This window comes from Mucilaginibacter metallidurans (genome assembly GCF_003286435.2).
Classification (GTDB): domain Bacteria; phylum Bacteroidota; class Bacteroidia; order Sphingobacteriales; family Sphingobacteriaceae; genus Mucilaginibacter; species Mucilaginibacter gossypii.
In genome coordinates, this window is the sequence record NZ_CP043449.1 from 5,313,881 (window position 1) to 5,332,994 (window position 19,114).

The following is a 19,114-nucleotide window of genomic DNA, read 5'->3' on the forward strand; positions in this document are numbered from 1 at the left end:
AATTACACGAATTTGTATTTAGAAACCTTACAGAGAAAATAAAACTTATGTGATTCGATTTAATTCGAGGAATTAGTGTCATATTATAAAACCCTCTCGGCTAATAACCTTGCATTTTGTAAATTTGGCCTCTTATTAAAAATCAATTCAAGTTGAAAAATAATATTCTAATTGTTGATGATGTGCACGCCATATTTATGCACCAGGCCGAGGCCAAGGGTTACACCTGCGATTACCGCCCCCTGATTAAGCCTGACGAAGCCATGCAAATCATAGGCGACTATGCAGGGTTGGTGATCCGCTCAAAATTCAGGGTGGATAAAGCCGTGCTTGATGCTGCCACCAACTTACAGTTCATAGCCCGCGCCGGCGCTGGTATGGATAATATTGATGAAGATTATGCTATTCAAAAAGGCATAAAACTCATCAACGCACCCGAAGGCAATTCGGATGCCGTAGGCGAACATGCCATAGGTTTACTGCTGTCATTAATGAACAACCTGAACCGCGGCGACGCCGAAATTCGCGGGGGGAAGTGGCAGCGCGAGGCTAACCGGGGTTACGAGCTAAAAGGTAAAACAGTGGGTATTATTGGCTACGGCCATATGGGCAGCAGCTTTGCCAGGAAACTTTCGGGCTTCCAGGTAAATGTTATTGCTTACGATAAATACAAAACCGGCTTCAGTGATAAATATGCGCGCGAGGTAAGCATGGAAGAAATTGTAAAGCACAGCGATGTACTGAGCTTACATATCCCTTTAACTCCAGAAACCAACGGACTGGTGGATGATGAATACCTGTTCCATTTTAAAAAGCCTATCTTTTTCTTAAACACCTCACGCGGCAAAACTGCTAAAGTAAGTGCCGTGCTAAACGCCATACGCGAAGGCAAAATTTTAGGGGCAGGGTTGGATGTATTGGAGGTTGAAAAATTCCCAGCCCTTGCCGAACAACAATGGTTTGAGGAATTAAAACAAAGCGGCAAAGTGCTGTTAAGCCCTCACGTTGCCGGCTGGACATTTGATTCATACCGGAAGATCAGCGAGGTAATGGCCGAAAAGCTGCCCGATTTGAAAGGATAGCAGGTTATCGGGACCACACATATCTTTAATAATTACGACAGTGTAAGAAACTCCCCTGTAAATGACATGAAGAGAAATCTCCTGCACTATGCATACTTTATAAAGCATGCATAGTGCAGGAGACTCCCATTTAGATACATTTCCGGGCTGGGTCGTAGAAATGACAACTGTATTGTTTGAGATGTTCGTTACGCCGTTTCCTTGTACAATACCATGCCGGCATGGTAAAACACCCCGTCCCTGAAATCACCTTCGGCGGTAAAGCCTGTATCGTCAAGATATTCAACGTGGTTCCCTAATACGCTGTAATAACCTGTGTAGGCATTTTGTTTGTCGCCACGGGCTTCGGTATAACGGCCGTTAGGCAAAAATTCATGACGTATAAACCCATCGCGGGTAACCCATACACCTATATAATGATGAGCATTTATTGTTGTATTGCTGTTGAAAGTGTTAAATCTTTCCATGTTGCTAATTCGTTTTGAACGAAGGCAAGCTTCTTTTCAACCAGACCGTAAGCATCCTCGCCCAAAAATAAATTTAGCGGTGGGTTAGCTTCGTTAGTTATGCTGATCATAGCCTCGGCTGCTTTTTCAGGGTCGCCAGCTTGTTGCTTGTCCATGTCGTTTTGGTGAAAATTTACTGTATCGCGAACGTTTTGATAGTCGGCTATCTGGTTTTGAGGTACCGCCAATGAACCGGCCGACAGGAAGTTGGTCCTGAAATAACCCGGCTGTACAATGGTAACCTTAATACCGAATGGTGCTACTTCGGCTGATAATGTTTCGGAGAAACCATTAACGGCAAATTTGGTGGCACAGTAAATACCGGCGCCCGCAAACGCACCTGTGAATCCGCCTATCGACGATACATTTAAAATATGACCTGATTTTTGAGCACGCAAATAAGGCAGCACTTTGCGGATCACATTCAATGATCCAAATACGTTAACCTCAAAGTTATCACGGGCCTCGCGGTCGGTCAATTCTTCAATACCGCCTAATAATCCGTAACCGGCGTTGTTGACAATAACGTCAATTTTCCCGAAGGTTTTTACAGTAAGCTCAACGGCTTCCTGCACACTGTCTTCGCTGGTCAAGTTAACGGCGAGGGGTAAAAACTGCTCGTTTTGCGTGTCAACTGCTTTGGTCAAATCGCTTAAATTGCGCGATGTAGCGGCTACTTTATAGCCTTCATTCAATAGTTTTTTTACTAAGGCAAGTCCCAGTCCTTTTGAAGCACCAGTTACAAACCATACTTTGTTGTTTTCCATATGTTGTATTTGATAGATTTTGATTTTACTTGTTACTATTTCAATGATTGTTTATGATTTTCACCTATTTTGTCTTTTGGGATTTCACCGATAGGCTATGATTCCACCGATTTATGATGAATTCAACCTGCTCTATCGTGTTTGTCCGAGCGGCCGTACCACCACCTCGTTAACGGAGATATTATCCGGCTGGCTTATAGCGTAAATCACCGCGTTGGCTATAGCCTCCTCATCAAGTTTTGGCATGTTGGCAAGGTTGCCGTACAAGCCCTTAATCTTAGGGCTGGTAATATCATGTCCTAATTCGGATTTAGTTGCGCCGGGGTAAATGGTGGTTACCTTAATGTTTTGGGCAACTTCCTCGCGCAGGGTTTCCATAATAGCCTTAACCGCGAACTTGGTACCGCTGTAAACGCCAATGCCCGGCGACGTTTTTAAACCGCCAACCGATGACGTGGAGAGGATATGCCCCTGGCCGCGTTCAAGCATGTGGGGCAGCACAGCATTAATCCCGTACAATACACCCTTAATATTAATGTCGATCATTTTGTCCCATTCATCAACATGACCTTCTTCAAAAAAAGAGATGGGCATGATGCCGGCATTGTTCCACATTACGTCAACTCGGCCAAATTTGGCTATGGTCTGCAGAATGACGTTATCCAGATCAGTTCGCCTGGCAACATCGGTTACTACATAAATTGCATTTTCGCCAATTTCCTGTGCCAGGTTTTTCAATTGATCTTCTCGGCGGGCAGCCAAAACCACTTTAGCGCCAAGTTGTGCCAGTTTGCGGGCAGCAGATGCGCCGATGCCACTGCTGGCACCGGTTATTACAATCACTTTATCCTTGATACTTTCCATTTGGTGTTTATAGGTAGATATAGGGTAAACGGAATAAAATTTAGAAATCAGTTGAGCAGGTTACATCCTCCCACTGCCTGATTTCATTGTGTAAAGTATCAAGCTTTGCCAAAGCACGATTGTATGCATCGCCACCTAATAAAAGGTACAATGGCGGGTTCTCTTCATAAACTGTGTTGATAATAGCAGTTGCAGCCTTTTCCGGGTCACCGGCTTGCTTGCCGTCCATTTTGAGGTATTTGTTATGAATGGCACGCACTTCTGTATAATCATCAATTTGGTTGTCAGTAATTGAAAGCGATCCTGCAGTAAGAAAACTGGTGCGGAAAGCGCCGGGAGCGACCACGGTTACCTTAATACCCAATTCCTTAACATCCGCAGCAAGCACTTCCGAAATACCGATCACGGCATATTTGGCCCCTGCATAAATTGCCCAGCCGGTATTAGCTGTAATACCTGCGATAGATGAAATATTGATAATATGGCCTGAGCGCTGTTTGCGCAGGTATGGCATTGCTGCACGGATTACGTTCAGCGTACCAAATACGTTTACATCAAATGCCATACGGGTTTCGGCATCACTAAGTTCCTCAATAGCACCACCAATGCCATAGCCGGCATTGTTGATCACTACATCGATACGGCCAAAAGCTTCATAGGTGTGTTGCAATGCAAGCGATACACTGCAATCGTTTACCAGATCGACTTGTAGGGGTAAAAAATTATTGCTTGTTGTATTAACCGCAGCGGTTAATTCCTGTAAATTTCTGGAAGTAGCGGCAACAAGCTGTCCTGCATCCAGTAGTTGTTTTACTAAGCTGAGGCCAAAACCTTTCGAAGCCCCGGTAATAAACCATACTTTGTTGTTGTCCATAAAAATTGTTTGCTTTGTTTATTTGAGATAAAACAAAGTTACAGCAGCAACAAAGGGGGCACATTACATTAATCAAACCAAAGGTTACAAAATTCAAACATTTCGGAACGAGCTTGGCGTTTGTTGGGTTTGTTTCTTGAAAAAGTTATTAAAATGTGTCGGCTCCTCAAAGCCCAGGCAATAACCAATTTCAGAAATGTTCCAGTCGGTATGCCTTAATAATGATTTGGCTTCGCTCAGCAGCCTGTCGGCAATATGATCGGTAGTGGTTTTGCCGGTAGTTTCGCGGATTGCCCTGTTCAGATGGTTTACATGCACCGAAAGCCGTTGTGCAAAATCATTGGCCGATCGCAATACAAACCGCTGTGAAGGGGTTTCAATAGGGAACTGCCTTTCAAGCAGCTCGGTAAATACTGATGTTATGCGCGATTTGGCATCAACATGCTTATAAACATTTTCGGATGGTTCCGTTTTAAGCGCATAATAAATTACTTCTGTAACATAATTACGGAGCAGATCATATTTAAAAGCATACTCGGTATTAATCTCAGACAGCATTTTCTGAAAAAGAGCGGTTACATAAGCGTCCTGTTCATCATTTAAGGCATAAACCGGCTTGGCATTAAGGCCAAACATCGGAAACTCGCTTAAGCCTGTCCTGAATTTCTCCAGAAAAAACTCCTCAGTAAATATACAGAAGAAGCCTGTGCGGTCATCAGACATGTGCTCAAATGTATAAGGTACCATGGCACTGAAGAACATCAGCGTTGAACCCGAAAGCTTGATACTTTTATCGGCATAATGAATGATGTTATCGCCGCGCATCAGGCTGATCTTATAAAAAGTACGGCGGCTGTAGGTTACTTGCTTTGCGTTAGGGCCAATACAATCCTCAATCCTGAATACATTAAAGTGACCGATGCTTTGCTGAAGGTTACCGGGCAGCCAGTTAACCTTTCTTTGATAAAAATCTTGAAGTGTTTCTGCTTTCGACATAAAACAAAGTTACAAAAATCAAACCAAGGCTTCAAAACAGGAATAATTTAATATTTTGAGGCAAACAAAAAAACCTTTAAATCATATGATTTAAAGGTTTTTGAACATTTTTAAAATGCTTCTTAGCGGAATGGACGGGACTCGAACCCGCGACCCCATGCGTGACAGGCATGTATTCTAACCAGCTGAACTACCACTCCTCCCGTTTGGGGTTGCAAATATACAAACCTTTTTGATCTACACAAATTGTAGAACTTAAAATTAAAAAAGGTTAAAACACAAAAAAGCCCTACTTTTCAGTAAGGCTTTTAGCGGAATGGACGGGTCATGAACATCGTTCATAACTGCCTATATTTCAAATAATTATATTTTCAAAAAATCAACTACTTTACGAATCACGCAATGGATAAATGATTCTAAATCGTTGGTTAAATATAGTAAATATTAGGATATAAACGAAAGGTTTAATAGCCTTCTAAATAATTATAAGAAGGGCTTGATGTTGTCGAATTTTTGATTTGCATTTTACTACGGATAGTGTAGTGTTATGCAAACTTAGTATTAAGATTGAATTTGCAATAGGTTATCGTTTATTTGCGAACAGCTACGGTTTTCGTAGTGGTTCGCAAATAAATAGCAGTTTTGCAATTATAAAACATATAAAAATGGGTTATTAAGCGATAGGGAGTATGGAAAGTTACGGCGATAAAGACTTCCATTAACAATGTCCTGGCTAACAGTTAATTGTGTGTCTTGGCCGTTATATAATAAATTAACAACCTTTTAAACCCACCGTCCCATATATTGAAACGCCTATGTCAACAAGGCGCTTTGAAATAAAACCAAATTAGCTGAATTGAGGAGCTGACATACCTGCTACGCAATATTGGCCTACAGATTTTAACACCTTTAAGGCTAATAAATTTTGTTAGATCTAAATTTGACTTCGATAAGTTATATTTGTGTTGTGAAAAACAGAGTGTTTAGCTTCTTTCTACTCCTGGCTGGTATTATTTACCTGTCATCTGTATTAGAATTTGACCATGAAGAAAGCAAAGCCAATTTTAAACAGGAACAACAATTTAAAATTGCAATAGAAAAGCCAAATGATGTTCAAGTCCTTGTTCATTTAGCTCTCCTACCTTTGTTATTTGCATTTAGCATCATTTCATTACACTACTGCACAGAAACTAATCCTAAAAAAATCTTTAATCTTTCCCGGTTTCTACCACCCGAAAGGTTGTTTCTGCAATACTCCGTTTTCCGTATCTGATTTTTGATTTCCTGCTATAATATGCGCTTGCCGTTCATACGGCAGGTATCTTCTGGAAATCTTAAAATCATCCTCTATGTCAGATTCAATATTTCTGCAATTATCTGCTGACGCGGGTATTGCAGCTACAATCATATTTACCGTCAATTACCTGTTCGGTATATTGATCAGTACTTCTTATCAACGGGCAACTCTTTATCAAAAACTACCAAAGGCCTTAAAAAGCATCAGTATTTATAACTGGCATAATTGGACAGCCTACATCGCATTATCCATTGTATTACTGCACCCGGTTTTATTGCTCTTTGACCCGGCAACAAAATTTTCGTTTGTTAATATTGTTTTTCCTATTCATGCGCCAACACAAAGGTTATATGTGGCGTTAGGCACTATCTCCATGTTTGCTATTGTTCTGGTTATTTTGACTACGCAAAAAGCTATCAAAAACCGGCTTGGTTTTCGCGCCTGGAAAAACATCCATTTAATATCTTATGCAACCGGGTTGCTTTTTATTATACACGGTATCGTGATGGACCCGGAATTAAAGAATAGGCCGGTTGATTATTTGGATGCGGAAAAATTGGCCAGTGAGGCCTGCTTTTTAATTTTATTGGCGGCAGTCTATTTCAGGGTTCGTTACGTGATCAAAAAAAGACAAACATCAAAATTTTATAAGCTGCGCATTTCAAAAGTAATTAGCGAAACAACCGATGCAAAAACATTTGTTTTGGAGATACCTGAGAACCTAAAAAATGTATTCAACTATATCCCAGGTCAATTTATACAGTTAGAATTAACAGTGAACGGTGACGAGTATAAAAGAGCTTATTCGCTTTCAAGTTCTCCTTTCACCGATGACGGCCTTTACTTTACGATCAAACGGGTTAAAGATGGCATCGTTTCTAATTTTTTAAACGATACTATTACGCCTGGCGATGAACTTCTTGTGCTTCCGCCATCAGGTAATTTTTTTAAAGAATATTCTTTAATCGCCCCAACCCATTTTGTATTTTTTGCTGGCGGAAGCGGTATTACGCCCATATACAGCATTATCAAATCTCTGTTACATCAACAGCCCGATTCCCACATATCCCTGATTTATGCAAACCGGGATTTAGATTCTATTATATTCCAAAGAGAACTTGAACTGTTAGAAGCGTCTTATCAGGAAAGATTGACTATCACCCATGTTTTAAGTGCCGCCTCTGTGGGATGGAGTGCACTAACGGGTAGGCTTGACCAGGATAAAATAGTTCAATTTATGCATAAATGGAAAATCATGCCGGTTGCGAATACCGTCTATTATGTGTGCGGGCCTTCGCCATTTATGGAATTAGTTGAACAGGAATTAGCTTACCATAAAATACAGCCCTCTAAAATTCATTTGGAAAAATTCATATCCATCAGTAATGCCGAAGATCTGTTAAAGGCAGGTACCGGCTTAGAAGATATTGATACCGTCGGAGCCAGTTTAAACGCGCAGTTAGATGGAAGCAACCATAAAACCAGTTGTAAAAAAGATCAAATCCTATTAGATGTATTATTAGCGAACGGGATCAACGCGCCATATTCCTGTAGAGAGGGTATTTGTTCAAGCTGTAAGGCAAAGCTCGTTGAAGGGATGGTTATGATGAAAAAGCACACATCTCTAAGCGATACAGATATTAAAAACGATCAAATTTTGACTTGCCAGGCCTTTCCACTGTCTGCAAAGATCAGGATTGATTATGACAACCTAAAATAATGGGAAGGTTCAAATATTGGATAGCAGTTGTGCTTTCGGTCCCCTTGCTATTTTTTAGTCTGCTGCTTCATGCGCAAACGGCAGATACTACTAAAAAAGTTACTTTTACTGATAGCGCAACCCGGCCACATCCTTTTCAATACGATAAGGATTCCGGTTTGCAGTATAAACAGGGGGATTTTACTTTAACAACCTGGGCTTATGCTGAAAGTTTGTTTTCACCTGGTGATTATCCCGCATTCAGGCGGGTAAGACAGGGTATGGAGTTTAAACTTCCGGCTTATAACTTTCGGATCAATGGCGAGAAGTATAGAACGGTATTATTTTATGAGGTGGACTTTACCGACAATAAGTTCTTCCAGGCGACCAAACGTTTTAAGGATTGGGAAAATTTATTTATTTCTTTTCAAAATGCGGACGACCCCAATAAATTCAGAATACTTTTTGGTGAAAACACGCACATCCTTTCTCGTGAAGATAACCTCTCGTCAGGCAATCTTCCCACCATTAATAGAAGTCTGATCTTAGAAGAACATGGCTCCGTAAATAATTTCGGCGTGCAGTGGGGCTTGCAAATACAAAAGCAAATTAATCCTACTATGCTTCTGCAATTTGCCATGCAGGATAACCGGGGTTCAATGAACACGGATACGCCACGGTACCAGTTTTGGAAAGATATAGCCGTTAAGGTAACAAAAACCTTAATCACCCCAACGGGTAAATGCCCCGAAAGATTAAACGTGGGTATTGCCATTGACCGGACAGCTGATATTACCAACAGAAGTTTTGTTTTTGCGTCCGCAATAAACCAGGTTTCGCTTGGGAGCACACCCGCTACCGGGAATAAATTCAGTTTTGAAAACAATTTGGATTATACCAATAGCCTTGGCGAGCATTTATATACGTTTGAATATGAAACGATTTATTCCCGTTATTCAGATCAGGGTTTAAATCTTGCAGGCGGCTATGCGATGCTGCAATTTCAGCTCTTTGATAAAGAAAGTACAGGCGATCTGGTTCCCTTTGCCATGTATGACCTTGTTAATTTGTCAAATAGGGTCCAGACCGCTACAGAACAGGCAATCAGGTTAGGATTCAATTATAACTTGCCTTTTACACATAAATTGGTAAACTTCCATGTCGAATACGCCAAACACTTTTTAAACGGTTCTTCACAAATAATTAGTCCGGGCCAGCGAAATTTTGATGAGTTTCGTTTTGAATTCCGGGTGAACGTTGCAAGATATTTAAGATTTTAAATTTATACCAAACGTTATTTGGATACTATCGCGCCTCACTTACTGCTTTTCCTTTGAATGAAGCTTTTTCGCCACTCAAAGCATATATAAATTATTTAATAAATTACTTACGGATTTATGAAACTGAAGTAAAAATTAATTTGATAATTGAATTATTAATCGTAATATTGCAATATAAAGTATGGGCTTAACTAAAACAGAAATATTCACCGAAAAACAGAACAGGTTAGCAGTGATGCTTAAAGCTATCGCGCATCCTGCCCGTATCGCTATCTTACAGGAGATCATTAAATCTAATACCTGTATTTGCGGCGACCTGGTAGATGAGCTGGGCTTGGCGCAGCCAACCATTTCGCAGCATTTAAAAGAACTGAAAAATGCCGGACTGATACAGGGAACGATTGAAGGCGTTAGCGTATGCTACTGCATCAACCCGCCGGTTTGGAATGAACTGCGTGAACAGATGAGTGGTTTCTTTGCGGCTTATGATCTGAAAGCGACCTGCTGTTAAAAAAATTTGATTAAATCCATCGCAATATTGCAATAATATAATAACCATAAAGCCATGAATAAAGTAGAAGCGATCAGCTGGAAAACCTTCAAAGACACCTTATCACAGCATCCCGACCTTGACCTGCAATTCCAATATGCAGAGGGCAAACTGGTAGATGCAGCCTATCATATTACCGAGATCAAACAAGCGCCGATCACTTCAGTAGATTGTGGTGGTGTGATGAACGCTTGGACGGAGATCATTGTGCAGTTATGGGTACCAGAGAATGCTGAACAACAGGAACGCTCCATGAAAGTAGGTAAGGCTTTGTCTATTGTTGATATCGTAGAAAAAATGTTGCCGCTTAATCCTAACGGCACGGTAAAGATCGAGTTTGGTAATTCAGCGTTTGATACCCGCCAGATGTTCCCAAATGAAATGATAATCGACGGCAACGCGTTGACTGTTGACCTGCGCCCTGATGCGGTACAATGTAAAGCTATCGGTCGTGGCGGTAGTTGCGGTACGACTGAAAAAGGTGAAGAGTGCTGCACACCTGCGGTAGTGGAAAAACCTAAAGTACAATTAGTCAACCTTGCTGCACCAGCGGAAGCTTGCTGCACACCGGGAGGGGGCGGCTGCTAAATATTATAAAATGATCATCGACAAGGCCCAACCCTATAAAGAAAAAATGATCGAATTGCTGGCGGCTGAAAAGCTGCCGGTAGCCGACCTACCCGAAAAGCTGGATAACTTTATTGTTGCCATCCAGGACGGTATAGTGGTTGGTGTAGCCGGTGTAGAAGTTTATGGAAATAACGGATTACTGAGGTCTTTAGCTGTGCATCCTGAACACAGAGGTGCCGGGATAGCAGGTAAACTATTAGCACGGCTGAACAGCATAAGTAAAAAGAATAGCCTTACAGCTTTATATCTGCTCACAGAAACCGCACCAGCTTACTTCGAGCGAAAGAAGTATAGCAAAATAACGCGCGAAGAAGTACCAGTCGAGGTTCAGCAATCATCCGAGTTCAGCCATGTTTGCCCGGTATCGGCCATTGTTATGAAAAAAGAATTATGAGTAAGAAAAATATATTAGTACTCTGCACCGGCAATAGCTGTCGCAGCCAGTTAGCCGAGGGTTACCTACATTATTTTGCAGGTGACAAGGCCAATGTTTACAGCGCGGGTATTGAAACCCACGGTGTCAATCCAAAGGCGATTCAGGTGATGGCCGAAGATCATATTGATATCTCGAAGCACACTTCTAATTATGTGGATGAGTATATCGCCATCCCATTTGACCAGGTGATCACCGTTTGTGATAACGCGAATGAAGCCTGCCCGTTCTTTCCCGGTAAGGTCGAACGCTTTCACGAGAACTTTCCCGACCCGGCCAAAGCTACCGGCACACCCGAAGAAGTAATGGCCGAGTTTCGCCGGGTTAGAGATATGATTAAAATTTACGCAGCCAACTTTGTAGCCGAACACGTTAACTAACCCTTTTTTACTCTTATATATCGTTAAATAGCAATAAACCAATTAAACCATAAAACTTAAAATCATGAAAAACTTATCCCTATTTTTCTTAGCAGGCTTACTGGTTGTAAGTTCGGCTTTCGCACCTGCCGGTGACCCTATTTATGCTGAGCTGGCACAGACTTTCAAATTGCTCAAAAAAAATACCCCTATTACAAATGACCGTCAGGATGAACTCGGTGGCATCCAGCAATTGGGTATTGTTACCAAAGGCAAAAAATTGCCGGTGATCGTCGAGTTTGTGGGCAATGATGGCTTTAGCGCACCTATTGCCAAGGCCGTGCTAAAAGCTGCGCTGGCTTCTTACGGTATAAATGATGTGAAAATCTTTGTTGTTGGCGCAGCCGCGTCTCCTAAAGTTGCACCGACACTCGCAAAACTCGGCTTTAAAGTAAGCGGCGATGAAGCCAAGTATAACGACCAGGGTGGTTCGGTTACCTTAGAAAGTTCGCCCTCAAATCCGCAGGCAATTCATATACTGGCACAGGAAAGCGCGGCATCGCTGCTGGCCAGCCCTGATAAGTTCGCCGTTAAATTGAAATATTCGCCCATTTCAGCAGGTGCGACCGATGAGCAGTACGAGGTACAGGCCAAACTGATCACAGCGGAAATGCTTTTTGCCGCTTCTAAATTCAAAGAAAACTGGAAGTAGTTTACACTCTATTCATATTAAAACACGATATACGCAATAAATTATGTCAGCAAACAACTGTACCCCGGTTGCCGAACGCAAAAAACTCAGTTTCCTTGACCGTTATTTAACGCTTTGGATATTCCTGGCTATGGCCATTGGTGTTGGCGTAGGTTACTTTATTCCCTCATCATCTGGCTTTATCAACTCGTTTTCCAGCGGAACGACCAATATCCCTTTGGCGATTGGTTTGATCCTGATGATGTACCCGCCATTGGCAAAAGTAAAATACGAAAACATGGGCGAGGTATTCAGGGATACCAAAGTATTGAGCGCCTCGCTCATCCTTAACTGGATCATCGGGCCAATACTGATGTTTATTTTGGCAATCACTTTATTACGCGACCATCCGGCTTATATGGTTGGATTGATCTTAATTGGCCTTGCCCGATGTATCGCCATGGTCGTGGTATGGAATGAATTGGCTGAGGGCAACCGGGAATATGCCGCAGGACTGATCGCATTGAACAGCATCTTTCAGGTATTACTATATAGTGTTTATGCCTATGTATTTATAACTGTGTTGCCGCCACTGTTCGGACTGAAGGGTTTAGCGGTGAACATCACCATTGGTGAGATCGCTAAAAGTGTCGGTATTTATTTGGGTATCCCTTTTGCCGCCGGTGTGATCAGCCGTTACTCTTTAATCAAACTAAAAGGCGAAGAATGGTTCCAAACGAAATATGTGCCTTTTATCTCACCGATAACACTCATCGCTTTATTGTTTACTATCGTGGTGATGTTCAGCCTGAAAGGCAACCTGATCGTTCAGATACCGTTTGATGTACTCCGTATCGCAATACCATTGGTGATCTACTTTACCATCATGTTCGTGCTGAGCTTTTTTATCGGCAAGTCGTTTGGTGCAGACTATTCCCGTTCAACATCGATAGCTTTTACAGCTACGGGTAACAACTTTGAACTGGCCATTGCTGTTGCCATTGGGGTGTTCGGCATCAATTCCGGCGAAGCCTTTGCCGGTGTGATCGGCCCTTTGGTGGAAGTACCTGCCCTGATCGCTTTGGTAAACCTCGCTTTTTACTTCCGAAAGAAATATTATACCGCTAAAACTTTAACGCCTGTTCAATAATGAAGATCGCCCTTTTTTCAGATATACATGCCAATTTACCGGCGCTGGAAGCTTTTTTTGCTGATGTTGAATTACAAAAGCCTGATGCCATTTATTGCCTCGGTGACCTGGTAGGCTATAACATCTGGCCGAATGAGGTTATTGATGAGATCCGTAAACGCAATATACCCTGCATCACCGGCAATTATGACTTCGGTATCGGACGACACAGCGATGATTGCGGCTGTGCTTATAAAACAGACGAGGAAAAAGCTTTAGGCAAAATATCTATCGCTTATACCAACGAGGTGGTGAAAGATGAGCAGCGGGCTTATTTGCGCACACTGCCAGCCCATATCCGTTTAGAGTTCCAGTTGAACAATGATAAATTGAATGTGCTTTTTGTGCATGGCAGCCCCCGCAAAGTGAATGAATACCTGTTTGAGGACAGGGATGAAAAAAGTATGCTACGCATTATGGAGCAGGCCGATGCGGATGTCGTGTGTTTTGGCCATACACACCAACCTTACCATCGGATACTGGAGGCGAACGACCAGTATTATCAGGCCATTAATATCGGTTCGGTAGGCAAACCGAAAGATAAAGACCCGCGCGGCGGTTATGTATTATTAAACATCAATGAAAGTAGCTCAAAAATGGATAAGGATAGCATACAGGTGGAATTTATGCGCTTTGACTATGATATTGAAAAAGCCGCCAAAGCGGTTGAAGATAGCCCGCTACCCAATGAGTATGCAGATATGTTAAGGAACGGCTAAGATGAGGATCGCACTTTTTTCTGATATACACGCCAACTTACCGGCGTTTGAAACATTTCTGGCTGATCTGGACAGCCGAAAAGTAGATGCGGTTTATTGTTTAGGCGATATGATCGGCTATAACATCTGGCCTAATGAAATCATCGCCGAAATACGTAGGCGCGGTATCGCTACATTGGCGGGTAACCATGACCAAAAAAGTAAAGGCTATGCTTATGAACTGGTATCGGCAAATAATCGGCAATATCTTAATACTTTACCGTCGCATATCAAACTGGAATATCAGCTCAACAATGACCAATTGAATATTGTACTGGCGCACGGCAGCACCCGCAGTATCAATGAATATGTCCTGGAGGATACAGACGAAGCCTATGTGCTGGATATGATGATCGAAGCCAAAGCTGACATTTTATGTGTCGGCCATTCCCACAAGCCCTACCACCGCATCATTGGTGAAAAGCATGTGATTAATATTGGGTCTGTTGGCAAACCTAAAGATGGAGATCCCCGCGGCTGTTATGTGTTGCTGACTCTTGAAAATGACATCCAGGTAGAATTTGTCCGATTCTGCTATAACATAGAAAAAGCGGTAAAGGCCATTGAAGGTAGTCCATTAGCAGATGATCTGGCTGACAGATTACGTAAAGCCAATTAATACACTTTTTAGGTAATCTCACCTCTTTATTTTACACATCATTTCCATTTTTGAATATCGCTTTTCTGTTCAACAAGTAAGCACCATTGAACCATGTGTTATAAACCTACTTCTGATCGTTCATATATTCGGTAATAACAGATTGTGAATGTTCACTCAAGAGTATCGATAAAATTTAGGGCATCCGCTTTTACGGATACCCTAAATTAGCAAAGTTTAATAGATCGCAGTGTTTTTGGCAAAGTAAAGCTTTTCTATAGATCCCTTACCGCTTTTATTCTTCTAACGATCTCTCCAGTTAGACCATCCTGGATGATCTCCCCGTTTACAATCTTATAATCATCTTCCTCGAAAACTTCCAAGTGAGCAACGATGGCTCCGTTGATATGAATGTCAAATCCTGGCCCATTCTGTACGATCCCGATCACGTTATCATCAGGGCCGAACAGGAAGTAAGGCGAGATATCATATAAGGGATGTTCCATGATCGCAGCAAGCTGCGCATCGCTCATGTAAAAGGCACTTTCCGGGTCATGCAGATCTTCTTCCTTTAAAACCGGTTGGTTATCTGCTTGGTCGAACCACTCTTCCACATGATCCTGAATGATCTTTACCAATTGCGCAACTTCCAATTCCTCAAGGATTTGTCCATCGTACCGCCACTCGAAAAAGTTTTCGTTAAAGAAGGTAATAGCGCCTGCAAAACCCATGTAAGTATCCATATCTAATTCTGCCGTTCTTGGGTTGCCATTGGAAAGGAAGTAAAACAATTGAAAAACGCCGGTGATACTGGTCCGGTTATTGAAACCGGGTATGGTTACGGGTACAATTTTGATCGCGGCAAGCCCGCCTGATTTCTTTTGAATTTTATAAACAATGTGCTGATTCATACTCCCAGGCAGTAGTTAAGGTTCGACCATGGGCTACTGCCGTTAATTAAAGAATATAAACGAGGATAATATACAGTTGCATCAGTTATATTTTTCCCAACTTGTTTTAAAAACGCAGGTATATAGGGCCAATTTTCCAACCGGAAATGAGCCGCAATTAAAATTAAATGTAAGGTCATGATAATAATTCAAGCTAAAAAATGAGATAATAGGTATCCTGGCCGGGAGCCCGGCATTAGCTTGGATCAGATCAAAAGAGCTTTGTTGGAAATATAGATCGGTTGGCTGTGCAGAAAAGGCGGCCCTGTGGGCCTTGGCCAGCTGATCCTACTCGTAATATGTAATGGGATATACAGAGCGGTATCAGCTTGCAGAATTGCAGTGGCCACATCTGCAGGTCGAAAGGTAAAATGAGCATGGGCTTTTGCATTTTCTTTGACTACATAGGTGCCATGGTGATAGCAGCAATTACAATCGCCCTTTTTGCAGTCCTCATCACTTTCCTTTTCATCATGAGTATGATCGTTGCCCGAAACAAACGCTTCACCATTCTTTGCTAATTGAACATAAAAATAATCCGTCGCGCAATGGAGCAGACATGCATAAGCGCCTGTTGAAAGCAACAGGTAAAATGATGTCATTATTAAAGCACAGATCTTTCTCATGAAGTACTTCCAGGCTAAAGGTATAAAAAAACAAATTCAGAATTTGATTCGTCGCACTTTTCGTTTTTAAAAGCTATGCCCTGTTGTTAGAAATTAAGAAATTTCATTCCATTTAGCAAACTCCCGGGAACGAAACTAAATGTGATATGGACAAAGCACCTGAATTTCCGCATAATAGCGTTGCAGCTTCCGCAATTTCATGTGTCTCCGCTTGTATTATCAAATGTTAAAATGAACTGTTTATTTGACGACCGAAGCTGAAATTCTGTTTAGCTTAAATGGGCTTTTCGGTAAGCAGAGGCGGTTTGACCATGGTTATTCCTAAACATCTTATTCAAATGGCTCTCATCTGTAAAGCCCATTTCGTCAGCAATTTCAGAAACCGTTAAACTGCTGTAACGCAGACGCGATTCTATAAGATTTAATCTGTATTGATTGATGTAAGCTTTTAATGTGTATCCGGTTTGCTGTTTAAAATTGCGGTTCAAATGATCAGGTGTTTTATGAAATGCTTTGGCCAGCATTTCTATTTTAAGCCGATCCTTATCATAAATATGTTGCTGAACATACGTTGTAACCTCATGAACAACATTCTTTAAACCTCTGTTTTTTAGTTCGCCCGCAATATTTTCCTGTATCCGCCTTGCGATCAGGTTAAGTAGTAGAAAAACGATATTCTGAATAATGATGCCACTATAAATTCGGTCGTGTTCTTTTTCAGCAGTAAGCTGGAATACCAATTTTTCGGTTAGCTCCGCTTCCTCGCTCGCCATTTCGATATGGCCTTTCGTGTTCTGGTGATTATGAAAAACATATTCCATATTGATAAAGAACTCACCAATTTCCGCCCGATCCATCTCCTTGCGCTTTCTTTTGGAAAACAGTTCTTTGGTGAAGTCTATGATACAACAGTATGTCCTTGTCTCTATTTTGAAGGTATGCGTATCCTCCGGCGTTAGCAGATACAGGTTTCCTTTCTGGTATTGATAATGATTATCATTGATGGTATGCACCCCGTTACCCTCCATGATATACAATAACTCAAAGTAGTGGTGACGATGTATCGGAGAGACTGATGAATGTATCTCTTTTGATATTATTTCTATATCCTGAAATAGTGGCATCAACAAAAGTACCGAAAAAAGCCGGTTTTTTACCTATGTAGGCATTTGTCTTAAAGATAATTTTGTACCTGTAAATTACATGGAAGAATCAATACAAACACCTTACGATACAAGACAGCTTAATGAGATCATTAAGCACAGGAGAAGTATTTATCCTTATCAGTACATTAAAGGCAAACAGGTGCCCGAAGAGATCGTCAGGCAGATATTAGAGAATGCTATTCGCGCGCCTAACCATAAACAGACCGAACCCTGGCGCTTTAAAGTGTTTTCAGGTGAGGGTTTGAAATATTTCGGCGATCTGCAGGCCAGCCTTTATAATCAGTTTGCCGGAGAATCTTTCAACGAGGACAGGCATCGTAAAATGCGGGAATATCCTTTGATGTCTTCTCATGTGATATCCATCGGTATGCGACGGGACGATACCGGAAAACTTCCCGAGAATGAAGAAATAGAAGCCGTTGCTTGCGCTGTGCAAAACATGTTCCTTTCTGTGACCGCCTATGGTTTAGGTTCGTATTGGACAAGTGCAGGTATCACTTATTTCGAAGAAGCCAAACCGTACTTTGACTTACAACGCAAAGATAAATTGCTTGGTTTTTTTTATATCGGATATCCTGCTAAAACCATAACTGGAGTATCGAAAAGAAATCCTTTGGAGGTTAGTACCGAATGGATTAGTGATAACCGGGACGATTTGCAGGAATTGCTGGCAAGGAACGAAACAGTGGCCCATACAAAATCAGTCAAAGAAACAATGGATGTACATGAGCATACCATAGACTATGAAAATACCAGCCGATGGGTTGTTTACTTAACGGTAGCTACCATGTTACTGGAGATCGGAGTCGGATACTATGCCAATTCTATGGCACTGACAGCCGAAGGCTGGCACATGTCTACCCACGTATTCGCCATTGGGCTTACCTGGCTCGCATACCTTTTTAGCCGCAGGTACGGGCAGTCGGGAAGGCATAGTTTCCAGCAAGACAAGGTGCTGTCACTTTCAGGGTTCACAAGCGCCATCGTTTTACAGATCATCGCCATTATTATGGCTATCGAATCAATTGACAGGTTGATACACCCGGTGCCGGTAAAATTCAGTGAAGCTATCATTGTCGCCGTGATCGGTTTGATCGTAAATGCAATTAGCGCTAGAATGTTGCATCAGGGAAACGGGCATCATGACGATAATATCAGGGCCGCCTATATTCATGTACTGGCGGACGGATTAACCAGCCTAACGGCTATTGTGACTTTGGGGTTTGGCTGGTATTACAATTTATATTGGCTTGACGCGGCAAGCGGATTGATCGGCGCTATCGTTATTACCAGCTGGGCTGTACAGCTAATCAAAAATTCCGGCGGCAAATTGATCGATTACGCCAAAGTCCTTAAATAGCCTGTGTTATGAACAAATATTTCTTTTACGCAACGAACCATATTTTGCCGCCTTTAGCCAAACGGTGCGATATATACTATATTTGTGGTATGAGGCTTTGGATCAGCAGATTTTTCTTAATGACAGGACTTGTCCTGCTGCTGTATCATAATATTTGTGCACATCATCATAACGAGGATCATCATGATCACATCGAACATCATGATAACGATGTCCTTGAACATGCGAAAGTAGACCATATATTTTCTTCCCAAACTTATCATTTAGACGGTCTACAAGCCCTCGTGCCGGTATTGATCTTTAAGCCGGATTTGGTTTTTGGAGGATTTCCGCTGACCCTGTATATCCAGCCGGTTGTCAGCCCCGATGAGCCTTACCCTCCGGGTTGGGTGACTAACGAAACTATACTTCGCGGCCCTCCTGCAGACTGTTAACATAC

22 protein-coding genes and 1 tRNA gene are annotated in these 19,114 nt (G+C 41.9%); 14 read left to right on the top strand and 9 right to left on the bottom strand.

What is annotated here, in order from left to right; all coding sequences use genetic code 11:
* Positions 1-152: 152 nt before the first annotated feature.
* The gene (locus DIU38_RS22435; protein ID WP_112651660.1) at positions 153-1,082 is read left to right on the top strand and encodes an NAD(P)-dependent oxidoreductase; all 930 of its coding nucleotides are present in this window, start codon (positions 153-155) and stop codon (positions 1,080-1,082) included.
* 188 nt (positions 1,083-1,270) lie between these two features.
* Here DIU38_RS22435 and DIU38_RS22440 read toward each other — a convergent pair whose 3' ends face one another.
* From DIU38_RS22440 to DIU38_RS22465, 6 genes are all read right to left on the bottom strand, one after another.
* Complete coding sequence (locus tag DIU38_RS22440) at positions 1,271-1,549, bottom strand: Atu4866 domain-containing protein (RefSeq protein ID WP_112651662.1); 279 nt, start codon at positions 1,547-1,549, stop codon at positions 1,271-1,273.
* Positions 1,510-2,355, bottom strand: a complete 846-nt coding sequence (locus tag DIU38_RS22445) for an oxidoreductase (RefSeq protein ID WP_112651664.1) — start codon at positions 2,353-2,355, stop codon at positions 1,510-1,512. Before DIU38_RS22445 ends, DIU38_RS22440 begins: the two co-directional genes overlap by 40 nt.
* Positions 2,356-2,487: 132 nt before the next feature.
* Positions 2,488-3,219 (bottom strand): SDR family oxidoreductase, encoded by a 732-nt coding sequence (locus DIU38_RS22450; protein WP_112651666.1) that lies wholly within the window; start codon positions 3,217-3,219, stop codon positions 2,488-2,490.
* Between the two features lie 40 nt (positions 3,220-3,259).
* A complete protein-coding gene (locus DIU38_RS22455) occupies positions 3,260-4,093 on the bottom strand; it encodes an oxidoreductase (RefSeq protein WP_112651668.1) in 834 nt (277 codons plus the stop codon).
* Between the two features lie 93 nt (positions 4,094-4,186).
* Positions 4,187-5,089 (bottom strand): helix-turn-helix domain-containing protein, encoded by a 903-nt coding sequence (locus DIU38_RS22460; protein WP_090531134.1) that lies wholly within the window; start codon positions 5,087-5,089, stop codon positions 4,187-4,189.
* A 126-nt stretch (positions 5,090-5,215) separates the two neighbouring features.
* Positions 5,216-5,289: transfer RNA gene (locus DIU38_RS22465), tRNA-Asp, on the bottom strand.
* Positions 5,290-6,056: 767 nt separating this feature from the next.
* Between DIU38_RS22465 and DIU38_RS22470 the strand changes: the two genes are divergently transcribed.
* The 11 genes from DIU38_RS22470 (at position 6,057) to DIU38_RS22520 (ending at position 14,594) form a co-directional block, all read left to right on the top strand.
* Positions 6,057-6,362, top strand: a complete 306-nt coding sequence (locus DIU38_RS22470) for a hypothetical protein (RefSeq protein WP_112571281.1) — start codon at positions 6,057-6,059, stop codon at positions 6,360-6,362.
* 76 nt (positions 6,363-6,438) lie between these two features.
* Positions 6,439-8,106: a 2Fe-2S iron-sulfur cluster-binding protein gene (locus DIU38_RS22475; RefSeq protein WP_112571279.1), complete on the top strand. Its 1,668-nt coding sequence runs from the start codon at positions 6,439-6,441 to the stop codon at positions 8,104-8,106.
* Positions 8,106-9,365 (top strand): hypothetical protein, encoded by a 1,260-nt coding sequence (locus DIU38_RS22480; RefSeq protein WP_112571277.1) that lies wholly within the window; start codon positions 8,106-8,108, stop codon positions 9,363-9,365. The genes DIU38_RS22475 and DIU38_RS22480 overlap by 1 nt, the downstream gene beginning before the upstream one ends.
* A gap of 181 nt (positions 9,366-9,546) precedes the next feature.
* A complete protein-coding gene (locus DIU38_RS22485; RefSeq protein ID WP_112571275.1) occupies positions 9,547-9,876 on the top strand; it encodes an ArsR/SmtB family transcription factor in 330 nt (109 codons plus the stop codon).
* A 54-nt stretch (positions 9,877-9,930) separates the two neighbouring features.
* Positions 9,931-10,503: a DUF6428 family protein gene (locus DIU38_RS22490; RefSeq protein WP_112571273.1), complete on the top strand. Its 573-nt coding sequence runs from the start codon at positions 9,931-9,933 to the stop codon at positions 10,501-10,503.
* 10 nt (positions 10,504-10,513) lie between these two features.
* Positions 10,514-10,939 carry an arsenic resistance N-acetyltransferase ArsN2 gene (gene arsN2 / locus DIU38_RS22495; RefSeq protein ID WP_112571271.1) on the top strand — a complete coding sequence of 142 codons (426 nt, stop codon included), beginning with the start codon at positions 10,514-10,516 and terminating at the stop codon, positions 10,937-10,939.
* A complete protein-coding gene (locus tag DIU38_RS22500) occupies positions 10,936-11,358 on the top strand; it encodes an arsenate reductase ArsC (protein ID WP_112571269.1) in 423 nt (140 codons plus the stop codon). The genes arsN2 and DIU38_RS22500 overlap by 4 nt, the downstream gene beginning before the upstream one ends.
* A gap of 64 nt (positions 11,359-11,422) precedes the next feature.
* Positions 11,423-12,049, top strand: coding sequence for a hypothetical protein (locus DIU38_RS22505; RefSeq protein WP_112571267.1), 627 nt, complete (start codon positions 11,423-11,425; stop codon positions 12,047-12,049).
* A 43-nt stretch (positions 12,050-12,092) separates the two neighbouring features.
* Positions 12,093-13,178: an ACR3 family arsenite efflux transporter gene (gene arsB / locus DIU38_RS22510; RefSeq protein ID WP_112571265.1), complete on the top strand. Its 1,086-nt coding sequence runs from the start codon at positions 12,093-12,095 to the stop codon at positions 13,176-13,178.
* Complete coding sequence (locus DIU38_RS22515; RefSeq protein WP_112571263.1) at positions 13,178-13,936, top strand: metallophosphoesterase family protein; 759 nt, start codon at positions 13,178-13,180, stop codon at positions 13,934-13,936. The genes arsB and DIU38_RS22515 overlap by 1 nt, the downstream gene beginning before the upstream one ends.
* Position 13,937: 1 nt before the next feature.
* The gene (locus tag DIU38_RS22520; RefSeq protein WP_112571261.1) at positions 13,938-14,594 is read left to right on the top strand and encodes a metallophosphoesterase family protein; all 657 of its coding nucleotides are present in this window, start codon (positions 13,938-13,940) and stop codon (positions 14,592-14,594) included.
* Between the two features lie 254 nt (positions 14,595-14,848).
* On the opposite strand, the gene DIU38_RS22525 is transcribed toward DIU38_RS22520, so the two are convergent.
* From DIU38_RS22525 to DIU38_RS22535, 3 genes are all read right to left on the bottom strand, one after another.
* Positions 14,849-15,484, bottom strand: coding sequence for a hypothetical protein (locus DIU38_RS22525; RefSeq protein ID WP_112571259.1), 636 nt, complete (start codon positions 15,482-15,484; stop codon positions 14,849-14,851).
* A gap of 245 nt (positions 15,485-15,729) precedes the next feature.
* Positions 15,730-16,125, bottom strand: coding sequence for a hypothetical protein (locus tag DIU38_RS22530; RefSeq protein ID WP_112571257.1), 396 nt, complete (start codon positions 16,123-16,125; stop codon positions 15,730-15,732).
* Between the two features lie 293 nt (positions 16,126-16,418).
* Entirely contained in the window at positions 16,419-17,273 is an 855-nt protein-coding gene (locus DIU38_RS22535; protein ID WP_112571255.1) for an AraC family transcriptional regulator, read from the bottom strand.
* Between the two features lie 79 nt (positions 17,274-17,352).
* On the opposite strand from DIU38_RS22535, the gene DIU38_RS22540 reads away from it, so the two are divergent.
* Together DIU38_RS22540 and DIU38_RS22545 are read left to right on the top strand one after the other, a co-directional pair.
* Entirely contained in the window at positions 17,353-18,675 is a 1,323-nt protein-coding gene (locus DIU38_RS22540; RefSeq protein ID WP_146749898.1) for a cation diffusion facilitator family transporter, read from the top strand.
* A 119-nt stretch (positions 18,676-18,794) separates the two neighbouring features.
* Positions 18,795-19,109 (top strand): hypothetical protein, encoded by a 315-nt coding sequence (locus DIU38_RS22545; RefSeq protein ID WP_112651670.1) that lies wholly within the window; start codon positions 18,795-18,797, stop codon positions 19,107-19,109.
* Positions 19,110-19,114: the final 5 nt, after the last annotated feature.